Genomic DNA, 22029 nt, shown 5'->3' with positions numbered 1-22029 from the left:
GCTAGTTCGTTCTTTATGATGAGGCCCTGCGCGGCAAAATTCAAACAGCCCAAACTACGGCCCGGACAACTCCAGCCTATCCACATCCACAGCGCCAAGAATATACTGCTAAAAAGATCGCGGGGGGGCTGCTCCATGAAAGAGCGTGATGTCGTCTTCGTGACGCCGGGTTCATTCGTCATTCCTTCAGGCAACAGCAGCTCCGTTGAACTGGTCGTGGAACAAGTCGTCCGCCGCCTGCAGAAGCACGTCCGGCTGGCGGTGATCGGGCGGCGGGGCCGGACGCTCCGCCGGACCGAAATTCGCGAAGGCGTCCTCTACAAGCGTGTGCCCGCCGCTTCGCCCCGCCGCTATGTAGAGGGCGTCAGCCGCAAGCTGAGAAAGCTGCGGCCGAAGGTCATTCAGGTGGAGAACCGCCCGCGCTTCGCCCGGTTTCTCAAGCGAAGGCATCCGGACGCGGAGGTGTGGCTGTCGCTGCATTCCGTTATGTTCGTCTCCAAGCCCCATATCCGGAGGCCCGAGCTGCGGCGTTGTCTCGCTGCGGCGGACCGGATCGTGGTGAACAGCCATTACCTGAAGGACGAAATGGTGCGCAGAGACCCGCGTGTCAAAGCCAAAATTTTCGTCAATCATCTTGGGGTCGATCCGGACCGTTTTATTTCCCGCTGGTCTCCCGAAGGGGCGGCCAAGCGGGAGGCACTGTTGTGCAGGCTCGGTCTGCAGGACCGCAAAATCATTCTGTATGTTGGCCGCCTCATTCCGATCAAAGGCGTGCATCGTTTGCTGGCGGCGATGCCCGAGATTGTGGGTAGGGTGCCGGATGCGATGCTGCTTGTGGTGGGCGGGGCTTATTACGGCTCGAAGCGGCTTACCCCCTATGTGAGACGGCTTCGGAGGGCGAGCGTGCCGCTGAGTAAGCATGTGCGCTTCGTTCCATATGTTCCGCACGGCGAAGTGGACGACTGGTTTCGTTTGGCCGATGTCCTCGTCGTTCCGTCCGCCCGCCGCGAGGCGTTCGGTCTCGTCAATGTGGAAGCGATGGCTGCGGGCGTCCCGGTCGTCGCTACCCGCGCCGGAGGGATGCCGGAAATTGTCGAGGAGGGCGTTACCGGAATAACTGTGGAGCCGGACGCTCTGGAGAGCGGCCTTGCGCCAGCGGTAATCTCCCTGCTGCAAAACGAGGACGAAGCCCGCTGCATGGGGGAGCAAAGTGTAGAGCGGGTGCAGCAGCTATTTACATGGGAGCGGATGGCGGAGCGGTGGCTTACGCTTTACAACGGGTGGTGAACGATGCCGCCTGTTTTTTTTGCGTTCTTCGCAGATCGGTGGTTCATGGCTTCAATGCTTAAACGAGCAAAAAACGCCTCGGCTTTCTTGAGCGCATGCCCATTTTTCGCCGGGCGAATGACTTCCTTCTGGGTGCATGCATATGTTACAAGTATCCACTAGCGTTGATTTCCAGTATGGCCGACCAAGGCATTACACCATATGGGAGGATCTGATATGAAACGAGAAAACCGCCGGATTAACGGCCCAAGCAGACCGATGCGCAGCAAGCGCATGGACTCGTATATCGATGAGCTCAAGTGGCTTGATGACAAGCCGCGAAACGTGAGGCAGCGAGCTGACATTGAAGATGAAATCGACGACATCGGTCACTCAGTCGTTGAGGAAAGAAAAAATCAAAAGGTTGCCGAATCGCATGCGGTTACGGACGCTCCCCGGGCAGTCGAAGGGGAAGCCAAACCGCGGTTGGCGCCAGGATCCGCCGTGTACACGGACGATTTGGCCGATGAGTCGGTAACGACGGAGAAAATCGCGCGTTACTCCGTCGACGGCACCCGGATCAAGCGAAATAGCGTCGGTCGGGACAATCTGACCGACTATGCGGTCGACAGCACCAAACTGGCGGACCGGAGCGTCACGATGCAAAAGCTTGCTTATCAGTCGGTGACATCGGATCACCTTGCTTCGGCCTCCATCTCCACGGAAAAAATTCAAGACCGTGCGATCAGCGGGGAGAAGCTTCAGGACAACAGCATTACTTCGGAGAAGCTGGCGGATAAGACGATCGATGGGATGAAAATTGCCGAAAAATCGATTTATACGAAGCATTTTGCCGACGAAGCGATTACCGGGGAGCTGATTCAACAGCAGTCGATCACGTCGGATAAAATCAGAAGCGGCTCGATTAACACGATTCATTTGGCCAACGGAGCGATCAATTCGTCAAAACTACTGGAAGGCGCGGTTACGACGGAAAAGCTGCGCGATTTTTCAATTACATCCGCCAAGCTGGTTGATGGAGAAATTGGTGCCGAGAAGCTGGCCCATCAGTCGGTCACGGAGGATAAGCTGGCGCCTTGGAGTGTGGCTTCCGAGCATTTGAAATTGAATTCGGTACTGCACGATCATTTGACGCCGGGATTAATCCGGGGAGTCAATATTTCGTCGAAGCAGATCGACGCAAGTCACCTGACGGAAGATGCGGTGCAGAACGTTCATCTGAAGGACGGAGCTGTGACTTCCGCCAAATTGTCCAAGGAAGCGGTGCAGGGGCTGCATGTGCAGGAAAGGGCGATTGAAAGCCGACACCTGCAGCACGGGGCGGTGGAAGGCCGTCACTTGTCCGTCCATGCGGTGACAACGGATAAACTGGCGCTTTACAGCGTCGGCACGCCGCAGTTGTCGGATTCGTCCGTCACCTCCGAGAAGTTGGGCGAACAAACCGTTACCTCGCGGAAGCTGGCGAAAAAATCGGTATTCAGCGAGCATCTGGCAGAAAACGCCGTCAATTCGCTGCATTTGACCGACAAGGCCGTGCAAGCCGCGCACATTGCATCTTTGGCCGTCGGTCCGGATCATCTGCAAGAGCGCTCGATCACGGCGGAGAAGCTGCAGGACCGGGCCGTCACATCTGAGAAGCTGGCCGGGGCTGCGGTGCTGACCCATCACTTGCAGGAGGGTGCGGTACAAACTACGCATCTGGCGAAACACAGTGTCACCACCTCCAAGCTGTCCGGTGAGTCGGTATCGACCGACAAGCTGACCAATCTGGCTGTGACGACGGCGAAGCTGGCTTCCGCAAGCGTAACCTCGGAGAAGCTGGGCAAGGAATCGGTGCAGGCGGAGCATGTGGCCTTCGGTGCGATTCAAAATGCGCATCTCGGCAAAGCGTCCGTGAAAACGCACCAGATTGTTACCGGCGCCGTCACCCGCGACAAGCTGGAAGACGGCGCGGTAACGTCGGAGAAGCTGGCGGAAAACGCGGTGACGGCGCTGCACCTTACGGAGGGAGCGGTGCGAGGCTCGCATTTGGTGGAGGGAGCGGTAGACGGCAGCCGCTTGGCTGCGGGCGTGGTGACGGCGAAGCATCTGATGCCCGGCGCGGTAATGGCGCCGCACCTGACGGAGGGAGCGGTGCGAGGTTCGCATCTGGTGGAAGGCGCGGTCGACGGCAGCCGTCTGGCAGAAGGGTCCGTGACGTCGGCGCATCTAACGACAGGCGCGGTTGGCGCAGAGCATCTGGGGAACGGAGCGGTGGGCGCTGAACAGCTGCAAGCGCAGGCCGTGACGACGGCGAAGCTGGCGGAAGGCGCAGTGACGGCGCTGCACCTTGCGGAGGGAGCGGTGCACGGGCTGCATTTGGCGGAAAGCGCGGTGGACGGCAGCCGCTTGGCGGAGGAGTCCGTAACGGCGGCGCATTTGACGCCGAACGCGGTCGGAGCGGAGCATCTGACGGCGGAGGCCGTGGGCGAAGCGCAGCTGCAGGCGAGGTCGGTAACGTCGGAGAAGCTGGCGGAAGGCGCAGTCATGACGCGGCACCTGACGGAGGGCGCGGTCCGTGGTCCGCATTTGGCGGAAGGTGCGGTGAGCGGCAACCACTTGACGGCGGGCGCGGTGACATCGGAGAAGCTGGCGGAAGGCGAGGTGACGGCGCAGCACCTTGCGGACGGGGCGGTCCGTGGCCGCCATCTGGCGGAAAGCGCGGTGGACGGCAGCCACTTGGCGGAGGAGTCCGTGACGTCGCTGCATCTGGCGCCGGGCGCTGTAGGCGCGGAGCAATTGGCGGCGGAAGCCGTGGGGGAAACGCAGCTGCAGGCGCAGGCGGTGACGTCGGGAAAGTTGGCGCTGCGTTCGGTGATGGCGCTTCATCTGAAGCCGGGCGCTGTAGGCGCGGAGCATCTGGCGGAGGAAGCCGTAGGCGAAACGCAGCTGCAGGCGCAGGCGGTGACGTCAGAGAAGCTGGCGGCAGGCGCAGTCACGGCGCAGCATCTCGCAGAAGGCGCGGTGGACGGCAGCCGCTTGGCAGAGGAGTCCGTGGCGGCGCTACATCTGAAGCCGGGCGCAGTGGGCGCGGAGCAGTTGGCGGCGGAAGCCGTAGGCGAAACGCAGCTGCAGGCGGAAGCCGTAACGTCGGGGAAGCTGGCGGAAGGCGCGGTGAAGACGAGGCACCTCGCAGAGGGAGCGGTGGACGGCAGCCGCTTGGCGGAGGGCTCCGTGACGACGGCGCATCTAACGGCAGGCGTGGTAAGCGCGGAGCAATTGGCGGCGGAGGCCGTAGGCGAAGCGCAATTGCAGGCGCAGGCGGTGACGTCGGAGAAGCTGGCGGAAGGCGCGGTGACGGTGCGGCACCTCGCAGAGGGAGCGGTCGACGCAAGCCGCTTGGCGGCGGAGGCCGTAACGACGGCACATCTAGCGCCAGGCGCGGTGGGCGAGGAGCAGTTGGCGGCGGTGGCGGTAACGTCAGAAAAGCTGGCGGCAGGCGCAGTCACGACACTGCACCTCGCGGAAGAGTCGGTTCGCGGCCGGCATCTGACGGCAGGTGCAGTGACGGCGCTGCACCTTGAAGAAAAGGCTGTGCGCGGCCGGCATCTGGGGGAAGGCGCGGTCACAACGCAGCACCTCGTAGAGGGAGCGGTGGACGGCAGCCGTTTGGCAGAAGGCGCGGTGACACCCCTGCACCTAGCGGAAGAGTCCGTGCGAAGCCGGCATCTTGCAGGAGGCGCGGTATTGGCCCTGCACCTAGCGGAAAGGGCAGTACGCGGCCAGCACTTGTCCGAAGGCGCGGTGGGCACGGAACAGCTGGCGGCGGAAGCCGTAGGCGAAGCGCAATTGCAGGCAGAGGCCGTGACGTCGGAGAAGCTGGCGGAAGGCGCGGTATTGGCCCTGCATCTTGCGGCAGGCGCGGTTGAAGGCCGGCATCTTTCAGAAGGCGCGGTGGGCGCAGAACAGCTTGCGGCGGAAGCCGTAGGTGAAGCGCAATTGCAGGCGAAGGCGGTGACGTCGGAGAAGCTGGCGGAAGGCGCGGTATTGGCCCTGCATCTTGCGGCAGGTGCGGTTGAAGGCCGGCATCTTTCCGAAGGCGCGGTGGGCGCGGAACAGCTTGCGGCGGAAGCCGTAGGTGAAGCGCAATTGCAGGCGGAGGCCGTGACATCGGAGAAGCTTGCGGCAGGCGCGGTATTAGCCCTGCACCTAGCGGCAGGTGCGGTTCAAGGCCGGCATTTGGCCGACGGCGCAGTAGGTACAGAGCAGCTTGCGGCGGAAGCCGTAGGTGAAGCGCAACTGCGGGCGCAAGCGGTGACGTCGGAGAAGCTTGCGGCAGGCGCGGTAGGCACGGAACAGCTGGCGGTGGGAGCCGTAGGCGAAGCGCAACTGCGGGCGCAGGCGGTGACGTCGGGGAAGCTGGCGGAAAGTGCGGTTACGGAGCTGCACCTAGCGGAAGGTGCGGTTCAAGGCCGGCATTTGGCCGAAGGTGTAGTAGGCACGGAACAGCTTGCGGCGGAAGCCGTAGGTGAAGCGCAACTGCGGGCGCAAGCGGTGACGTCGGAGAAGCTGGCGGAAGGTGCGGTTACGGAGCTGCACCTAGCGGAAGGTGCGGTTCAAGGCCGGCATTTGGCCGAAGGTGTAGTAGGCACGGAACAGCTTGCGGCGGAAGCCGTAGGTGAAGCGCAACTGCGGGCGCAAGCGGTGACGTCGGAGAAGCTGGCGGAAGGTGCGGTTACGGAGCTGCACCTAGCGGAAGGCGCAGTTCAAGGCCGGCATCTGGCCGAAGGCGTGGTGGGCTCAGAACAGCTTGCAGCGGAAGCCGTAGGTGAAGCGCAGCTGCGGGCGCAGGCAGTAACAGCGGAGAAACTTGCCGAAGGCGCAGTAGGCACGGAACAGCTTGCGGCGGAAGCCGTAGGCGAAGCGCAATTGCGGGCGCAAGCGGTGACGTCGGAGAAGCTGGCGGAAGGCGCAGTGATGGCCCTGCACCTTGCCGAAGGTGCAGTACACGCTCAGCATCTGGCCGAAGGCTCGGTGGGCGCAGAACAGCTTGCGGCGAAAGCCGTAGGTGAAGCGAAGCTGCAGGCGCAAGCTGTGACGTCGGAGAAGCTGGCGGAAGGCGCGGTGACGGCCCTGCACCTAGCGGAAGAGTCGGTGCGAAGCCGACATCTGACAGGGGGCGCGGTGATGGCCCTGCACCTTGCGGAAGGTGCTGTACGCGGCCAGCATCTGGCCGAAGGCTCGGTGGGCGCAGAGCAGCTTGCGGCGGGAGCCGTAGGTGAAGCGAAGCTGCAGGCGCAAGCCGTGACGTCGGAGAAGCTGGCTCTGCGTTCGGTGACGTCGAATCATTTGTGCGTCGAGTCGGTCGACGGGCTGCACATCAAACAGGAGACGATCTCAGGCTATCATCTGCTGCCGGGCACGATTTCCTTCATTCATTTGGAACCGTCGCTGCAGGCGCTACTGAACAGGCGGTCCGCTGAGGAAGCGTGGGAAGATGTCGCCCACATGGTCAGCGATCCGGATCGATTCGATCCTAGCGGCGAAACGGAAGATAGCTGCATCCAGAGCGAAACCGAAACACTGGAAGCGGATGAAGCAGCAATTGTTCTGGATTTGGAGGAAGTCGTAGTAACTGAGCTTGAGCCGGAGCCAGCGAAGATCCGAATTAGCACGCTGCGTCTCCCATCAGACGAAGTGGCTGCACGACATCCGGAAGCCGACGTCCCGGAGGTCAGCCAACTGCAGCCGGGAAGCGTCGGGACGGAGCATCTGGCGGCCGGAGCAGTCACGCCGGAGCATTTGTCCTTCCAGCCGGTGCAGACGGTTGGCGTCCGGACGACGGTGCAGCAGTTCGGGATGAGTCCGTTCCTGCTAAGCCTCGAAGACGAACTGACGGAAGTCGTGCTGATATTTGACCGGCCTTTTGCGGACAACAGCTATGTACTGGTAGCTTCGACAAATCAGACGAACACGTACGCCGTTATTCAACAAAAGGAGCCCGACGGCGCTATTTTGGAAGTGGTCCGTTCCAAGGATTCGTCAGAGCTGCAAGGAGTGGTCAACTGGATTGCGATCGGAGCGGCGAACGAGTAATTGAAACGGCCATGTTTTCCTCAAGGAAGACTGTACACCCCCGTAGAGCAGCGGCTTTGAAGCCGGAGCTTTGCGGGGGATATTTTTTGACCTGACCCTCGTCTGCGAAACTATTTTTCGGCCCCATTCGTATAAAAGTTAAATGCAAGGACAAGCATGGCTAATAAAGAAGAAGGACGGGCCTGGAACATGGACGATTTTGCTTTATATACGATGCTTTCTTTAATTGTTCCAATTATCGTTTTACTTACGATCATTATGTACAAGATGATTGTCGGCGAGGCGATCCCGAACAGCGATTATACTCCTATCGATCACATTACGGGAAATACGCCGATCGAATTTCACGAAGAAAAGCAGGAGAAGGAAGAAAAAGACGAGCAAGGTGACGATAAGGACAAAAATATAAGAAAAGCTCCGTATTAAAAGCCTTTTCGGGGAACAACCATTCATGTGATGGTTGAAGCTTTATATCGAAAAACGTTAAGCGGCGGGCGAAGGAATCACGATCCTTCCCCGTCGTTTTATTATGGGATCAAACGTGCCGTATAAACTATTGTAATCTGCGGATTTTGGTTTATAATCAAGAATATCACTTAAATTAACTTATTATAACGTATAAAAACTTAACGAAAGTGGAGTCCTTGGAAGGAGACTGCGCATGTTTCAAGAAGAAAGACTGATTGCGATTTTGCAGAAGCTGAACGAAAAACAGCGCATCACCGTCACGGAAATTTGCGAGTGGCTGCAAATCTCGTGGGATACCGCCCGGCGCGATCTGATTAAGCTGGAGGAGCAGGGGAGCATCATCCGTACCCGCGGAGGCGCGATGCTGCCGTCGATCTCCAAGGAGGTGCCGAACTACGAGCAGCGGCTGCAACTGGACACCCCGTCCAAGGAGGCGATCGGCAGGCTGGTTGCGACGCTGATTCACGACGGCGATTATTTGTATGCGGATTCCTCCACTACGGTTCGCTGCGCTATGGAATCTATGCGGACCCGGCGCAATGTGGTCGTCACCAATTCGATCGATCTGGCGGGCATGCTGACGCAAAAGGACGAAATCCGCATCCATCTTCTCGGAGGCCTGCTCGATAACGAGCAGCGGCTCGTATACGGGGCGCGGACGCTGGAAATGCTGTCCGAATATCAGGTGGACAAAGCGCTGCTGGGCACATGCGGCATCGCGCCGCATGGTTTGACGACCATGTTCGAGGAGGAGAGCTATTTGATCCGCCAGATCATGCGCAAGTCGGACCAAGTGATTGTGCTGGCCGATCATACGAAATTCGGCAAAAAGCTGTTTCACCGCGTCGCCGGGCTGGAGGGAATCGACATTATCGTAACAGACCGGGAGCCGAGCGACGAAATGAAAGAAGAGCTTCATCAGCATCAGGTAGAGCTTCTGATCACAGGCGAAGGAGAGCATCATGATTAACCGGTTGATTTGGATGGGATGTTTGTGTTATGCACGGAGATAGGGGTATCGCCAAAATCCAAATTTCGTAGTTCACGTCAGCAAAGAAGACGGCACCCGCCATGCGGCGAGGGCCGTCTTCTTGCGTCCGCCATCGCGTGAGGCGATCCGGAGGTTAAACCGTCTTAGTGTGCGGAAACCCGCTCGCTTCCGCCTCCAGAAGGCTTGGCCCGTTTCAGGAAGAACGAAACGATCCAAGCGGCGACGACCAGGCCGAAGGCCAGCAGAAACGCGCTCTTCATCCCGGCCATCATCGCCAGAATAGGCAGCGGAGCGTCTGTTTTGGCGCCTGCGGCGCTTTCCAGAAAATGCTTGGACCCGTTGGTCATCACCGCGACCAGCAGTGCCGTCCCGACCGCGCCCGACACCTGCTGAAGCGTGCTGATAATGGCCGTGCCGTGCGGATATAACCGCGGCGGGAGCTCGTTCAACGCATTGGTCATGACCGGCATCATCAGCATCGAAATGCCCAGCATCAACAGCGTATTCAAAATCATGATCATCGCGTACGGAGTCGACAGGGTGATCGAGGAAAATTGCCACAGCGTATTGGCGATAAGCGCCAGCCCGACGACCGCCAGCCACTTGGCGCCGAATTTATCGAACAGCCGACCCGTAATCGGCGACATAATGCCCATCAGAATCCCGCCCGGCAGCATGACCAGACCGGCTTGCAGCGGGCTGTAGCCGAGCGCGCCCTGGAGGAAAATCGGCAGCAGCATCATCGCGGAAAACATGGCCATCATGACGATCATCATAATCAGCGTCGACAATCTGAACACGTTGAATTTAAAGGTTCTCAGATCCAGCAGCGGTTCCGCCAGCGTCAATTGTCTCCAAACGAACAAGCCTAAAGAAACGGCTCCGATGATAACCGGAATCAGGACTGCGCCGCTCGACCAGCCTCCGTGCCCTTCGCCGGCGCTGCTGAAGCCGTATACGATTCCTCCGAATCCACAGGTGGAGAGCAGGAGCGACAAGACATCGATTTTCGGATTCCTCGTCTCGGTTACGTTCTTAAGCTTCAGATAGGCGATGGCGATGACGATCAGCGCGATCGGAATGACGCCGTAAAAGAGCACCCGCCAGCTGAAATGCTCGACTATGATCCCGGATAGCGTCGGTCCGATCGCCGGGGCAAAGGTAATGACGATACCGATCGTTCCCATGGCCGATCCTCTTCTTTCCAGAGGAACCATAGACAGCACGACATTGGTCAGCAGCGGAAACAGCAGACCGGTTCCCGACGCTTGCAGCACCCTGCCGAGCAGAAGCATGCCAAATCCCGGCGCGACAGCCGCCGCCAGCGTACCCAGCGTAAACAAGCCCATGGCCGTAAGGAACAAGGTTCTTGTCGTAAACTTCTGAATTAAATAAGCGGTGACCGGGATAAGCACCCCGATAACCAGCAAGTATCCGGTTGACAACCATTGCGCGGTACTAGGTAAAATCCCGATGTCCTTCATAATTTTGGACAAAGCGACATTAAGGAGCGTCTCATTCAAGATGGCTACAAATACCCCGAGAATCATAACCATAATGACCAGAAAGTTGGCTCTACTCCCGAATGTTCCTCCGCTGTCGTTTGGTTTCGTATGGTTCTCCACGTTGTTACTCCTCTCTTCGTAAAAGCATGGAAACAGCAGATCTTTTACCTTTAAATTGTTCAGCAGCTTTTCTATTGTAACATGAATCACAGGCTGTTATTTCTTTTCGATTGTGATTTTTTTATTTAGAACTAAAAAATATTTTTCACGCGTTGACATGATATCACGTTTTGCGCAGGCAGGAATTTCCTTGGTTCTGTAGAATTATGTCGAAAGTACCAATCAATCCATCGTCTGCACATATTTTAACGAATAGGGGAATCCACTAGCATGTTCCGTAAAAATCGTATGTATGCCATCACGCTTCTAACCGTATGGGTCATGGCGGCGCCGCTCGCTATGCTGCTTCCGACTGAGCGCGTATGGAGCGCGGCGGCCGCCTTGGTGCCCGACGCCAATCTGGAAAAGGTGATCCGCAGCCAGTTGAAAAAGCCGGAAGGCGACCTGACGCCGGAGGACCTGAAAAGCCTTTCCCGTCTCATGGCTTCGGACGGCAAGAAAACGCGGCCGATCGAACAACTGGTCGGGCTGCAGTACGCCGACCGGATGACGCGGCTCGATGTGAGCGGCAACCAAATCAGCGACGTCTATCCGATTAGCGGGCTGAAACAGCTTACTTATTTGGACCTGTCGGATAACCGGATCGCCGATGTGCGTCCGCTTGATTTGCCGAAGCTGCGGCACTTGTTCCTGAGCGGCAATCCGCTGCAGGACCCGACGCCGATTTGGAAGCTGACGCAGCTGGAAAGCCTGGCGGCAAGCGGCACGGGCATCGGAGCCGTGGATGGCATCGGATCGCTGGCTGGACTGCTCTATCTGGATTTGTCCGGCAATCCGCTCGGCAAGCTGGGAGAGATTGCGAAGCTTGCGGGAGTGCAGCAATTGAAGCTTCGGAATACGCAGCTTGTCGACCTCTCGGGGTTTGCCGCTCTGAAGGAGCTGCGGACGCTTGACCTACGGGATAACAAGATCACAGACATTCGTGTGCTGGCGGACTTGAGCAAGCTGAGCGAGGTGCGGCTCAGCGGTAACCCGCTGGAGGCGGCCTCTGTGGATACGGTGCGGGCGCTGCAGGATCGAGGAGTTCATGTCGAGTTTGACTCGTCTTTGTTCCCAAGCTATGAGCGCAGCATCAACGTGTTTGTCGACGACGAGCGGATCGCCTTCGAGGAGCCGCCTCTTAACCGGAACGGCTCCGTACTTGTGCCGTTTCGCGGCGTGTTCGGGAAGCTTGGGCTGCAGGTGGCATGGAACGAAGAGCAGCGTCAGGTGACCGGGATGAAGCCGGGGCTGGAGCTTGTGCTGACGATCGGGCAGGATGAAGCCCGCGTGAACGGGAAGCCCGTCAAGCTGCCAGCCGCTCCGGAGCTTCGCAACGGGACGACGCTGGTGCCGCTGCGTTTGGTAGGGGAAGCCGCGGACAAGCTGGTCGTCTGGAATCAGGACAGGCAAGCCGTTTATATAGTCGACAACGTCACGAACGGTACCGGCAAGCGGTACGACGAGAAGGGGCGGCTAATCTACAGCGGCGAACTGAAGGATGGCAAGTATAACGGAAAAGGAATTCAATACGCAAGCAGCGGCGAAATCGAATATGAAGGCGAATGGAAGGACGGCAGCAAGCACGGCCAGGGTAAGCAATACGATCCGGCGGGCCGTTTACTTATGGAAGGGGAGTTCCGGGACGATCTGCCGAACGGTCAGGGCAAGAAGTACGAGTCAAACGGAAACCGCTTGGAAGGTCACTTTGTCCAAGGCGGCCTGAACGGCCACGGCAAGCTGTTCGTAGAGGGCCGTCTGCTCTATGAAGGCGACTTCAAGGATAACGTCCTCCATGGCAAAGGAACCGTTTATTTTGCGACAGGGGAAAAGTACACCGGCGAATTCGAGCGCAATGTCAAAAAAGGCCACGGCATCGTTTATTTTGCAAACGGCGAACGGTTCGAGGGCAAAGTCGACAACCAGACGATGGTCGAAGGCAAATATTTCGTTTCAGACAAGCTGCTGTTCGAAGGAACGTTTAAGGACAATCGTTTTCATGAAGGGACGATGTATTTTTCGAGCGGAGCGGTGTACAAGGGAATGTTCGTGGACGGGGAGTTCGGCAAGGGGACGTTCCTCGATGCGCAAGGAAAGACGCTTGACCCGGTGAAGGACGGCAAGGGCTTTCGGTTCTACGCCAACGGCGATTGGTACGAAGGGGAGACGGCGGCAGGAGAGCCGAACGGACAAGGGGTGTTCCATGTTCTGACGGCCGGACGGGTCGAAGGATCGTTCCTCGGCGGCGTGATGAACGGCGAGATGAAGATATACAGCGAGGAGGGCAAGCTGGAGTTCGAAGGACGTTATGCGGACGGGGAGCGCAGCGGACAAGGCAAGGAATATAATATGGAAGGCAAGCTGCTCTACGAGGGCGGCTACAAGGCCGGAGAATACAGCGGTCAAGGCAAGGAATACGATTGGCAGGGCCGCCTGATCTACTCCGGCGAATTCAAGGACGGAACGATAAACGGTCAAGGCACGGAGTACCGGAAGGACAAAGCGGTCTACGAAGGCGGGTTTCGCGATCGGCTCTATCACGGCCAGGGCAAGCTGACGTACTATAACGGGGATACGTACACCGGAGAATTCAAAGAAGGAGCATACGGCGAGCGCGGCTCCTTCGCCGATTCGTCCGGGAAGCCGGTCGCGAACGGAGCGGATCAGGGCACAGGCGTATACCGCTTCGCCGACGGCACGGTATACAAAGGCGAATTTCAAGGCGGCCTCCGACAGGGCCGGGGCGAAACGTACAACGAGGACGGCACGCTGAACTACCGGGGCGAATACCGGGCCGGTAAACGAAGCGGCTTCGGGCAAAGCTTCGATCTGGACGGGCATGTATGGCACGAAGGCGCGTACGTGGACGGCTACGCCAAAGGGCAGGGCAAATCGTTCTACGAAAACGGCAAGCTGCAGTACGAAGGGGAATTCGATTACGGCACATGGTCGGGCAGCGGGAAGGTCTATACGAAAGAAGGCCGCCTGCTCTACGAAGGGAAATTTGAGGATGGCGAATTCCAAGGCCAAGGCAAGCTGTACTATGCCGACGGCACCGTCTACACGGGGGCCTTCGAATACGCCGAATTCGGCGAGGGCGGCAGCTTCGCGGATGCCAAAGGGAAGCCTCTGTCCGGCATCAACACGGCGCGCAACGGTACCGGCAAGTTGTATTACGCCGACGGCACGACGTACGAAGGCGAGCTTGCGGAAGGGAAGGCGCACGGACGGGGCAAGCTGTTCGACACGGACGGCAAGTCGGAGTACGAGGGCGAGTTCAAGGAAGGATACCGCAAGGACTGGTATGACGAATAAAGCGGGTTATTGTTATACAGCGGGCCTGTCTCTATTAACGGAGACAGGCTTTTTGCCGTTTCCCTATTTTTCGGTACAAGAGCCAATTTTTCGGCCCGTATGGTATTCGTCCACCAGACCTGCCCGTGGGGTGCATATCATAGGAGCATGGCATTCATCCGTACCAACCATGCGCACTCATCATACGAGAGAAAGGAGAAGCGCGATGAAAGGCATAATACTCGCAGGCGGCACTGGTACCCGGCTGCGTCCGATGACGAGAGGGGGGGGCGTATGAAAATACTCATTACCGGCGCCGGGGGGCAACTGGGCCGGGATCTCGTCCGGGTGCTCGGGCGGTGGCACTGCACGGCCTTCACCCGGCAGCAGTTGGACATCGCCGACGAAAAGGCGGTACGGCGGCTCATTGCGGAAGCGAAGCCCGAGGCGATTGTGCATGCGGCGGCCTATACGAAGGTGGATCAAGCCGAGGCGGAGCCGGAAGAGACGTACCGGATTAACGCGATCGGCGCCAGCCACGTCGCCATCTCCGCGGAAGCGGTTGGGGCCAAGATGGTGTATGTCAGCACCGATTACGTGTTCGACGGCACCAAGGGGGAGCCGTACGACGAACAGGACCGTACGAATCCGCTCAGCGTATACGGCAAATCCAAGCTGCTCGGCGAGCAGCTCGTGCAGGCCGTATGCCCGCGGCATTTTATCGTCCGGACGTCATGGCTGTATGGCAAGGATGGAAACAACTTTGTCACGAAGGTGCTGGCGCTTGCGGAACGGCAGCAGGAGCTGACCGTCGTCGACGATCAGTTCGGTTCGCCGACCTACACGTACGATTTGGCCGAATGCATCGGCGGACTGCTGGAAACGGACCGTTACGGCATTTATCATGTGGCGAACCGGGGGTACTGCTCCCGATGGGCGCTGGCCAAGACGATTCTGGAGCTGGCCGGGCACACGGGTATTGCGGTCCGGCCCGCCCGCTCGGACGATTACGCGCTGCCTGCGCCCCGGCCGGCGCATTCGGCTTTCGCGGACCGGGGGCTGCGGCTCGCCGGATTGCCGAGAATGAGAGATTGGAAAACGGCGCTGGAGGCATTTTTGCGCAACGATTGGGGGAAGACCGATGAAAACGGCGATCGAAGGAGTCCAATCGAAGCCGCTGGTTAGGCACAGCGACGACCGCGGCTTTTTTATGGAAATTTTGCGGGAGGACGACGCTTTGTTCGGACGGTTCGGTCAAGCGTCGCTGTCCATGTCGTTTCCGGGCGTCATCAAGGCGTTTCATTATCATAAACGGCAGGACGACATTTGGTTCTTTCCGAGCGGGCACGCGCAGGTCGTGCTGCATGACATGAGGGCCGACTCCCCGACGCATGGGCAAACGTCCGTGCATTATATGGGCGAAGACCACCCGTATCTGCTGTTTATTCCGCGGGGCGTCGCTCACGGATACCGGGTGCTCGGCGTCAAGCCGGCGACAATCGTTTATTTTACCAATCTGGCTTACGATCCGGGGCAGCCTGACGAATACCGCATTGCGTATGACGATCCTGCGATCGGCTTCGACTGGACGACCCGGTTCCGGTAATCGATAGGGGGTGACCGCAATGAGCCGGACTCAACAACTCGCACGCCGGAAAGCGGCCGTGCGGCAGCAGGGAAGCCGTACGGGAGGGCTTCTCGGCTACGAACAAGGGTATCGGTACGGACGGAGCGAGGCTGTCCGGAAGTTGACCCCGCCGGTTGCGCCAGCTTGGTATGACCTGAAAGTGCTGTATATCCCGCAAGGCTTTCCGGCCATCGATAACGGCGTCATTGCCGCCTTGCGGCGGACGGTCCGGGAAACCGTCGTCGGAACGTCGGATGCCATGCTCGAGCTGGCGGAGCAGCACCGGCCCGATCTGCTGCTAGTGCTGAACGGGCTTCACGTCTTTCCCGCCGATCATCTGCAGCAGGTGGGCCGGATTCGGGAGCTCGGCATTCGTACGGTGATCTGGTTCGCAGACGATCCGTATTTTTCGGACGATACCGCAGCGATCGCTCCGCATTACGACGCCGTGGCGACGCATGAGCAGAGCTGTGTGCCGTTCTATTTGTCGCTCGGCTGTTCTCAAGTTTTGTACGTGCCGCTGGCCGTCGATACCGACGTGTTCCGGCCCGTTCCCATCAGTTCCGGCTACCATGCCGACATATGTTTCATCGGGATGGCGTTCTGGAACCGCGTCCGGTTCTTCGATCAAATTGCCGGGTATTTGTCGGGCAAAAAAGTGATCGTCGGCGGCGGGCTGTGGGAACGAATGCGGTTGTACCGGCTGCTGAAGCGGAGCGTACGCGACGGCTGGATTCCAATCGAGGAAACGGTTCACTACTACAACGGGGCCAAAATCGTCATTAACCTGCACCGGGGCTGCCACCGTCACGGAAGAGATCACCGCAACCTCCGGGGTCTTTCCGGCCAATCGATCAACCCGCGCACCTATGAAATCGCCGCGTGCGGAACGATGCAGCTTACCGACGTCCGCGACGATCTGACCCGTTATTATACGCCGGGTGTAGAGCTCGATATTTACCGGTCGGCCGGCGAACTGATCGATAAGCTGGACTATTATTTAAAGCACGACGCCGAGCGGCAGAAGATCGCTTTGAACGGCTTGCGGCGGACCATGCAGGAGCATTCGTTCGTCACGCGGATCGGTCAATTGCTAGGCTTACTCGGCTACTGACGGGGCAAGCGTCAAGCAACTAACCCAAAGAAGGGAGACAGGAGCATGTCCAGAAAAACAGCACGCTCCAACGTAAAGCGAGTGTCGCGAGCCCGCCGCCGCGCCGCTTCGCAAAGCGGTTGGGAGCGCGGGTTTCGGCTCGGCTTGAGCGGCGGCTATCATTTCGGCCGGTGCGATGCTGTCATGCGGCTGCTGCCGAACGATCCGGTCGGCTGGTGGGACGTCCGGGTCATGTATGTGACCTCAGGCAAAGGCCCCCCGTATTCGCCGCTGGACGAGTCCATTATCGGGGCGCTGCGGCTGCTGGTACGCGAGCTGATTGTTCGGAAGCCGACCCAGGATTTGAAGTCCGCGGCCATGAAGACGCGGCCCGACATCGTACTCGTGCTGGAAGGATTGACGATATCCGGCGAGCGGATCGACGAGCTGCGGGCTGAAGGAATCCGTACGGCGATCTGGCTTACGGACGATCCGTATTACACAGATCTGACACTGCCCCTCGTCACGCATTACGACGTCGTATTTACGCTTGAGCTTACCTGTGTGGAGTTTTACCGCCGGCTCGGCTGCAAGCAGGTCCACTACTTGCCTTTTGCCGCGAACTCGTCGATCTTTCGGCCGAAGCGGATTCCGGCCAAATACCGGCACGATATCAGCTTTATCGGCTCCGCCTATTGGAATCGGGTAGCCTTTTTCAATCGGATGACGCCTTTTCTGGCGGCGAGAAATACGTACATCGCGGGCATCTGGTGGCAGAGGCTGCGCCAATTTCGGATGCTGCGCCGAAAGATCGCCCTGAACAAGTGGATGGGGGCGGAGGAAACGGCCGCGCATTACAACGGGACGAAAATTGTGATCAATCTGCACCGGGCAACGGACGACCCGACCTATAACTTCAACAGCCAATACATCGGAGCCGTATCGCCGAATCCGCGGACGTTCGAGATCGCGGGCTGCGGGACGCTGCTGCTCACCGATATCCGCAGCGATATTACCCGTTTTTATACACCGGGACAGGAGATCGTCACCTATGCGTCGCCCGGCGAGTTGATGCAAAAAATCGATTATTACTTGCATCATGAAGAAGAGCGGCGGTTTATCGCGCTCAATGCGCTGCGGCGCACCATGCAGGAGCATACGTATGCCCATAGGATCGCGCAAATGATGCGCATTTTGTTCGGGGGCGCTCCCGGCTGATGCGTTTAGCTTGCCTGCTGCTGCGAAATAGGCGACTGACTTCGTCCGTTTCCGCATCCATCCGCATAGGGTGTATAGATGCATGCAGATGAAAGGAGGGGCGGAGGATGGCTAAACGCATGGCGAGCAAGCGGGCGGGCAGGAGCAAGCCGCGCCGGGTCCGAAAGGGGAAGCGAAGCCTTCGGCCGATCCGCAACCGACGGACGGCCCGACGCCGTGCGCCGAAGACGGGTCGACGGCGTCGTGCTGTAAAGCCAAGGCCGCGCATTTTCCGGCGAGTCTACAACAAAGCATTCAACAAGGCATACAAGGAAGGCTTTGCGTCGGGCTTCGCCAAAGGGCTTCAAGACGGCGGAGCGCCGGAAGGCTGAACGGAGCGCCGTTACATGCCGGATATTTCTCAAGGAGGCATGTCCGGCCCTTCGATCCTGCGAGCCGGACAAGCCCTCTCGATATGTGGACAGGCATGGAACCGCCTCTTTAGGCGGCCGATTGGGTAAATGTCGTGCCGGCCCGGTTCATTTCCTAATATAGTATAGGACTTGGATTGCAATCGGGGAGGCGTCAATTGGTGGTGAGTCACTGCGATGAGGAAAGGCGGCCGTACGGGAGGCAGGAGCCGAAGAGAGTGCTCGTGATCGGCGGCGATGGGATGGCAGGACACATGCTGCTGCGGTATTTGGCCGCGCACACTTCGTATGAAGTATTCTATACGACGGAGTATGGAAAATCAGACTGCGAATACCCGCTCCCGGGAGCGGGTCTGCGTCTTGACGCGTCGGATAGCGTGATGGTCGACAAGCTGGTGGAGGCCGTTCGTCCCGAGCTGATTGTCAACGCTCACGGTATTATGTACGATGCGGCCAGGCAAAGGGAGCTTGAGGCCGTCCGGATCAATGGTCTGTTCCCGCACCAGCTTGCGGAGTTAGCCGACCGGCTTCAAGCCCGCCTCATTCAGATCAGCACCGACAGCGTATTTCTGGGGGACCGCGGCCGCTACGAAGAACGTCACGTGCCCGACGGGACGACGGCGTATGCCAGAACGAAGGCGCTCGGTGAAGTCGTTCGCGCGCCGCATCTGACGATTCGCACGTCGCTGATCGGGCCGGAGCTGCGGGAGGAAGGCAGCGGGCTGCTTCCATGGTTCCTGCGGCAGCGGGGGGAAATCCGCGGGTTTGTCCGCGTGCTGTGGAACGGGGTGACAACGCTGGAGCTGGCGAGATTTATTCATTGTGCGGCGGAGCGGGGAGACCGCTTAAGCGGCATCGTTCATTTGACCGCGGCTGAGACGATCAGCAAATACGAGCTGCTGGAGCGAATGAGGCGGATATTCGACAAGCAGGATGTCCGCATCCGGCCCGACGATGCCGTCGCGCTGGACCGTACGCTGCGATCGACCCGCCCCGAGCTTGATTTTGCCGTGCCCGGCCACGATCGCATGCTCGAAGAACTGCGCGAATGGATGCAGCCGGTCCGGTAACGGGAAGCGGCGCTTCTTTCTGGGGCAGGAGTATTGCGGAATTGTTTGATGGAGAGGGGGAAGCTCTGGTGAGACACATTCGCAAGTCTCGTAAACGGGGAGGTACCATGCTGGAGGCGGCTGCGGTGCGGACGGCGAACGTCTCGGTTATTATCCCCGTGATCAACGAGGTACAAAAGCTGCCTGCCGTGCTCCGGGAAGTGACGAAGATCGGGGCGGAGAAGCTGGAAATCATCGTCGTGGCCAACGGCTCGACCGACGGCTCGGAGCAAATCGCCGAATCGATGGGTGCGAGGGTCATCAGCTTCCCGGAACCGCTCGGTCACGACGTCGGACGCAGCATCGGAGCCAGCCATGCGAACGGGGAAATCCTGTTGTTCGTCGATGCCGATATGGTCATTCCCGCGTGCGATCTGAGACGGTTCGTTCATGCGGTGCACAGCGGAGTGGATGTGGCTTTGAACCACTATTTGGGACCGATCCATAGACGAAGGACTCATCCGGTCGTGCTGGCGAAGCATGCGCTGAATGCGGCGCTCGGCCGGCCCGATCTGAAGGGAACCTCGATGACGACGGTTCCTCATGCGATCAGCCGCAAGGCGCTTGAAGCGATCGGAGCGGGAGCGCTGGCGGTGCCTCCTAAGGCGCACGCGATGGCCGTGCAAAAGGGGCTTGTCGTGAGGCCGGTTCATCTGGTACCGGTCGGCCGCTTGAATCCGCTGCGCAAGCGGCAATGGACGTCGCTTGGCACCGATACGGTCGGTCAATTGATCGTAGGGGACCATCTGGAGGCGGTTCGCTGGTTGCTCACGACGACAGGCGAATGAGGGCCCCATAACCATTTGATGCGAAACCGCAACAGCGTGAGGTGATTTCATCGATGAGGCAGCAACAGGCGATGTTGGTTGACAATCCGGCGGTTCGAGGCCGGCAGATTCGCATGCAGCCGCCGGAAGAGAACGGCCAAGCGACCGTATCGGCTGCGCCTGCGCGGAAGAAGCGGGCGCATGGCGGGGCCGCTTACCGGCTCGGGTTTCGGCTCGGCCGCAAGGATGCGCCGCTCAAGCCTCCGGACGGCGGGAGAGGGCTGCGCCGGCTGCTGAACCGGGGTTGGTCAGCGCGGGTGAAGGAGCGCGGCTTGACCGGTTACCCGGGGGGCCGCTATCACGAAGCTGCCGCCGGGTACGTCCGGGGCTTCTTCGTGGGCATGAACCGGCCTGCGCCCAACTGGGTGCCGCTCCCGACGGAGCGCACGGTAGCCGTTATCGTATCGGCCAAGAACGAAGGACGCACGATAGCCGCTGTGCTGAAGGAAGCAAGCCGGCTCACGGACGAGATTTATGTGATCGTCAACGGCTCGGTCGACAATACGTTCCGGAAAGCCAGAGCAGCTTCCCGGGCCATCGTGTTGTCTTATCCGCAGGCGCTTGGTCACGACGTAGGAAGGTCGGTCGGGGCCAAGCTGGCAAAGGCCGACATCCTGCTCTTCACCAATGGGGACATGCCGATTCCGGCGAAGAAGCTCGTGCCCTTCATTCACGGAATCGAAAAAGGACTGGACGTAGCGCTCAACAATGTCCAGCCGTACCTGAGTCGTATTGACCGTCAGGATTCCGTCACGATCATGAAGCAATTTTTAAACACGGCGCTTGGCAGACCGGATCTGAAGGCCTGCTCGCTCACGGCCGTACCGCACGCCTTATCGCGTCGGGCGATAGAGACGCTGGGTCTTGAGCTGCTGTCGGTACCGCCCAAAGCGCACGCGCTGGCCGTACTCCGGAAGCTGCGGGTCGGCAAGGCGGGTCAGGTTAACGTCATCCGGGGCAGCAAGCGGCGGATGCTAGACAGGGGCCGCCGCAGTCCGGTCACCTCCATGATCGTCGGAGACCACCTGGAAGCGTTGAAGCTGGCCGGCGACCAGTTGGGCGAGCGGCTCGTTTATCCGGACGTGATGCGCAAACGGCACTATATCGGAGGCGATTCCTAATGGAAACCGTTAGTATCATTATTCCGAATTATAACGGGGCCAAATGGCTGTCTCCGTGTCTGGAGTCGATTCGGAAGCACGTAACCATGCCTCACGAAGTGATCGTGGTAGATAACGGCTCCTCCGACCCGTCGCTCCGGCTGTGCCTTCAACATAAAGTCAAGCTCGTCTCGCTGCCCGGTAACCGCGGGTTTCCCGCTGCCTGCAACTTCGGGCTGCGGGTCTCTACAGGCGATGCGCTGATGCTGCTCAACAACGACACGCAGATGACGGCAGGCGCACTGGACAATATGATGCGCTGCCTGTACAGCAGCGACGATGTCGGCCTTGTCGGGCCGATGACGAACTATGCCAGCGGGAAGCAGAAGATCAAGGAGCCTTTCACCTCGATTGCCGATATGGCGGCTCGCATGAATCAGCCGGACAGCCTCCAATGGCGTGAGACGGAGCGGATCGTCGGACTGTGCTTCCTGTTCAAACGGGAGCTGATGGACCGGATCGGGGAGCTTGACGAGCGGTTTTCGCCCGGGCATTTTGAAGACGACGACTATTGTTACCGTGCCCGGCAAGCCGGATACCGTCTGTTTATCGTGGGGGATGCGTTCATCTACCACCGCGGCAGTGCCAGCTTCAAATTGGAAAGCCGGGATAAAATCAAGGCCTTGCTGAAAACGAACCGCCAAAAGTTTATCGATAAATGGGGCGTCGATCCGCATGCTTTTATATGAACCGTCTGGGTAAATACCGTGGTCCCGGGCAAGCCTTGGCTTGGCGAAGAAGTGAACAAGGTTATCTTAAAGGAGAGAGTCCGTACTTAGCCTCAAGGAGGAAGGACGGACTCTTTT

15 protein-coding genes are annotated in these 22029 nt (G+C 59.1%); 14 read left to right on the top strand and 1 reads right to left on the bottom strand.

Translation table 11 applies throughout. The features are described 5' to 3' along the window. Positions 1–135 precede the first annotated feature (135 nt). The 4 genes from BLO51_RS19935 to BLO51_RS19920 all read left to right on the top strand — a co-directional run bounded on the left by BLO51_RS19935 (position 136) and on the right by BLO51_RS19920 (position 8800). Positions 136–1287, top strand: a complete 1152-nt coding sequence (locus BLO51_RS19935; protein ID WP_090674663.1) for a glycosyltransferase family 4 protein — start codon at positions 136–138, stop codon at positions 1285–1287. 216 nt (positions 1288–1503) lie between these two features. Beyond that, on the top strand, positions 1504–7362 hold the full coding sequence (locus BLO51_RS19930) for a WIAG-tail domain (protein WP_090674661.1): 5859 nt from the start codon (positions 1504–1506) through the stop codon (positions 7360–7362). 156 nt (positions 7363–7518) lie between these two features. Next, positions 7519–7788 (top strand): DUF3951 domain-containing protein, encoded by a 270-nt coding sequence (locus BLO51_RS19925; RefSeq protein WP_245719749.1) that lies wholly within the window; start codon positions 7519–7521, stop codon positions 7786–7788. A gap of 235 nt (positions 7789–8023) precedes the next feature. Further along, positions 8024–8800: a DeoR/GlpR family DNA-binding transcription regulator gene (locus BLO51_RS19920; RefSeq protein WP_090674656.1), complete on the top strand. Its 777-nt coding sequence runs from the start codon at positions 8024–8026 to the stop codon at positions 8798–8800. A 164-nt stretch (positions 8801–8964) separates the two neighbouring features. Here BLO51_RS19920 and BLO51_RS19915 read toward each other — a convergent pair whose 3' ends face one another. After that, positions 8965–10446, bottom strand: a complete 1482-nt coding sequence (locus tag BLO51_RS19915; protein ID WP_245719748.1) for an MDR family MFS transporter — start codon at positions 10444–10446, stop codon at positions 8965–8967. Between the two features lie 270 nt (positions 10447–10716). Between BLO51_RS19915 and BLO51_RS19910 the strand changes: the two genes are divergently transcribed. The 10 genes from BLO51_RS19910 to BLO51_RS19865 all read left to right on the top strand — a co-directional run bounded on the left by BLO51_RS19910 (position 10717) and on the right by BLO51_RS19865 (position 21912). Beyond that, positions 10717–13800: a leucine-rich repeat domain-containing protein gene (locus BLO51_RS19910; RefSeq protein WP_090674655.1), complete on the top strand. Its 3084-nt coding sequence runs from the start codon at positions 10717–10719 to the stop codon at positions 13798–13800. Between the two features lie 273 nt (positions 13801–14073). After that, on the top strand, positions 14074–14964 hold the full coding sequence (rfbD, locus tag BLO51_RS19905; protein ID WP_090674653.1) for a dTDP-4-dehydrorhamnose reductase: 891 nt from the start codon (positions 14074–14076) through the stop codon (positions 14962–14964). Further along, a complete protein-coding gene (locus tag BLO51_RS19900; protein ID WP_090674652.1) occupies positions 14921–15385 on the top strand; it encodes a dTDP-4-dehydrorhamnose 3,5-epimerase family protein in 465 nt (154 codons plus the stop codon). The genes rfbD and BLO51_RS19900 overlap by 44 nt, the downstream gene beginning before the upstream one ends. Positions 15386–15404: 19 nt before the next feature. Continuing rightward, complete coding sequence (locus BLO51_RS19895; protein ID WP_090674650.1) at positions 15405–16520, top strand: CgeB family protein; 1116 nt, start codon at positions 15405–15407, stop codon at positions 16518–16520. Positions 16521–16565: 45 nt separating this feature from the next. Next, positions 16566–17717: a CgeB family protein gene (locus BLO51_RS19890; RefSeq protein ID WP_090674649.1), complete on the top strand. Its 1152-nt coding sequence runs from the start codon at positions 16566–16568 to the stop codon at positions 17715–17717. Between the two features lie 107 nt (positions 17718–17824). Further along, positions 17825–18088, top strand: a complete 264-nt coding sequence (locus tag BLO51_RS19885; protein WP_090674647.1) for a hypothetical protein — start codon at positions 17825–17827, stop codon at positions 18086–18088. A 203-nt stretch (positions 18089–18291) separates the two neighbouring features. After that, positions 18292–19197 (top strand): dTDP-4-dehydrorhamnose reductase family protein, encoded by a 906-nt coding sequence (locus tag BLO51_RS19880; RefSeq protein ID WP_342672432.1) that lies wholly within the window; start codon positions 18292–18294, stop codon positions 19195–19197. Between the two features lie 68 nt (positions 19198–19265). Further along, positions 19266–20024: a glycosyltransferase family 2 protein gene (locus BLO51_RS19875; protein WP_245719747.1), complete on the top strand. Its 759-nt coding sequence runs from the start codon at positions 19266–19268 to the stop codon at positions 20022–20024. A 53-nt stretch (positions 20025–20077) separates the two neighbouring features. Further along, entirely contained in the window at positions 20078–21184 is a 1107-nt protein-coding gene (locus BLO51_RS19870) for a glycosyltransferase family 2 protein (protein WP_090674643.1), read from the top strand. Continuing rightward, positions 21184–21912 (top strand): glycosyltransferase family 2 protein, encoded by a 729-nt coding sequence (locus BLO51_RS19865; protein WP_090674641.1) that lies wholly within the window; start codon positions 21184–21186, stop codon positions 21910–21912. Before BLO51_RS19870 ends, BLO51_RS19865 begins: the two co-directional genes overlap by 1 nt. Positions 21913–22029 lie beyond the last annotated feature (117 nt).

Origin of the sequence: Paenibacillus tianmuensis, assembly GCF_900100345.1 — a bacterium.
GTDB classification, from domain to species: Bacteria; Bacillota; Bacilli; order Paenibacillales; family NBRC-103111; genus Paenibacillus_G; species Paenibacillus_G tianmuensis.
Note: the sequence above shows the minus strand (reverse complement) of the source record. Positions and strands in the feature narration are given on the sequence as shown.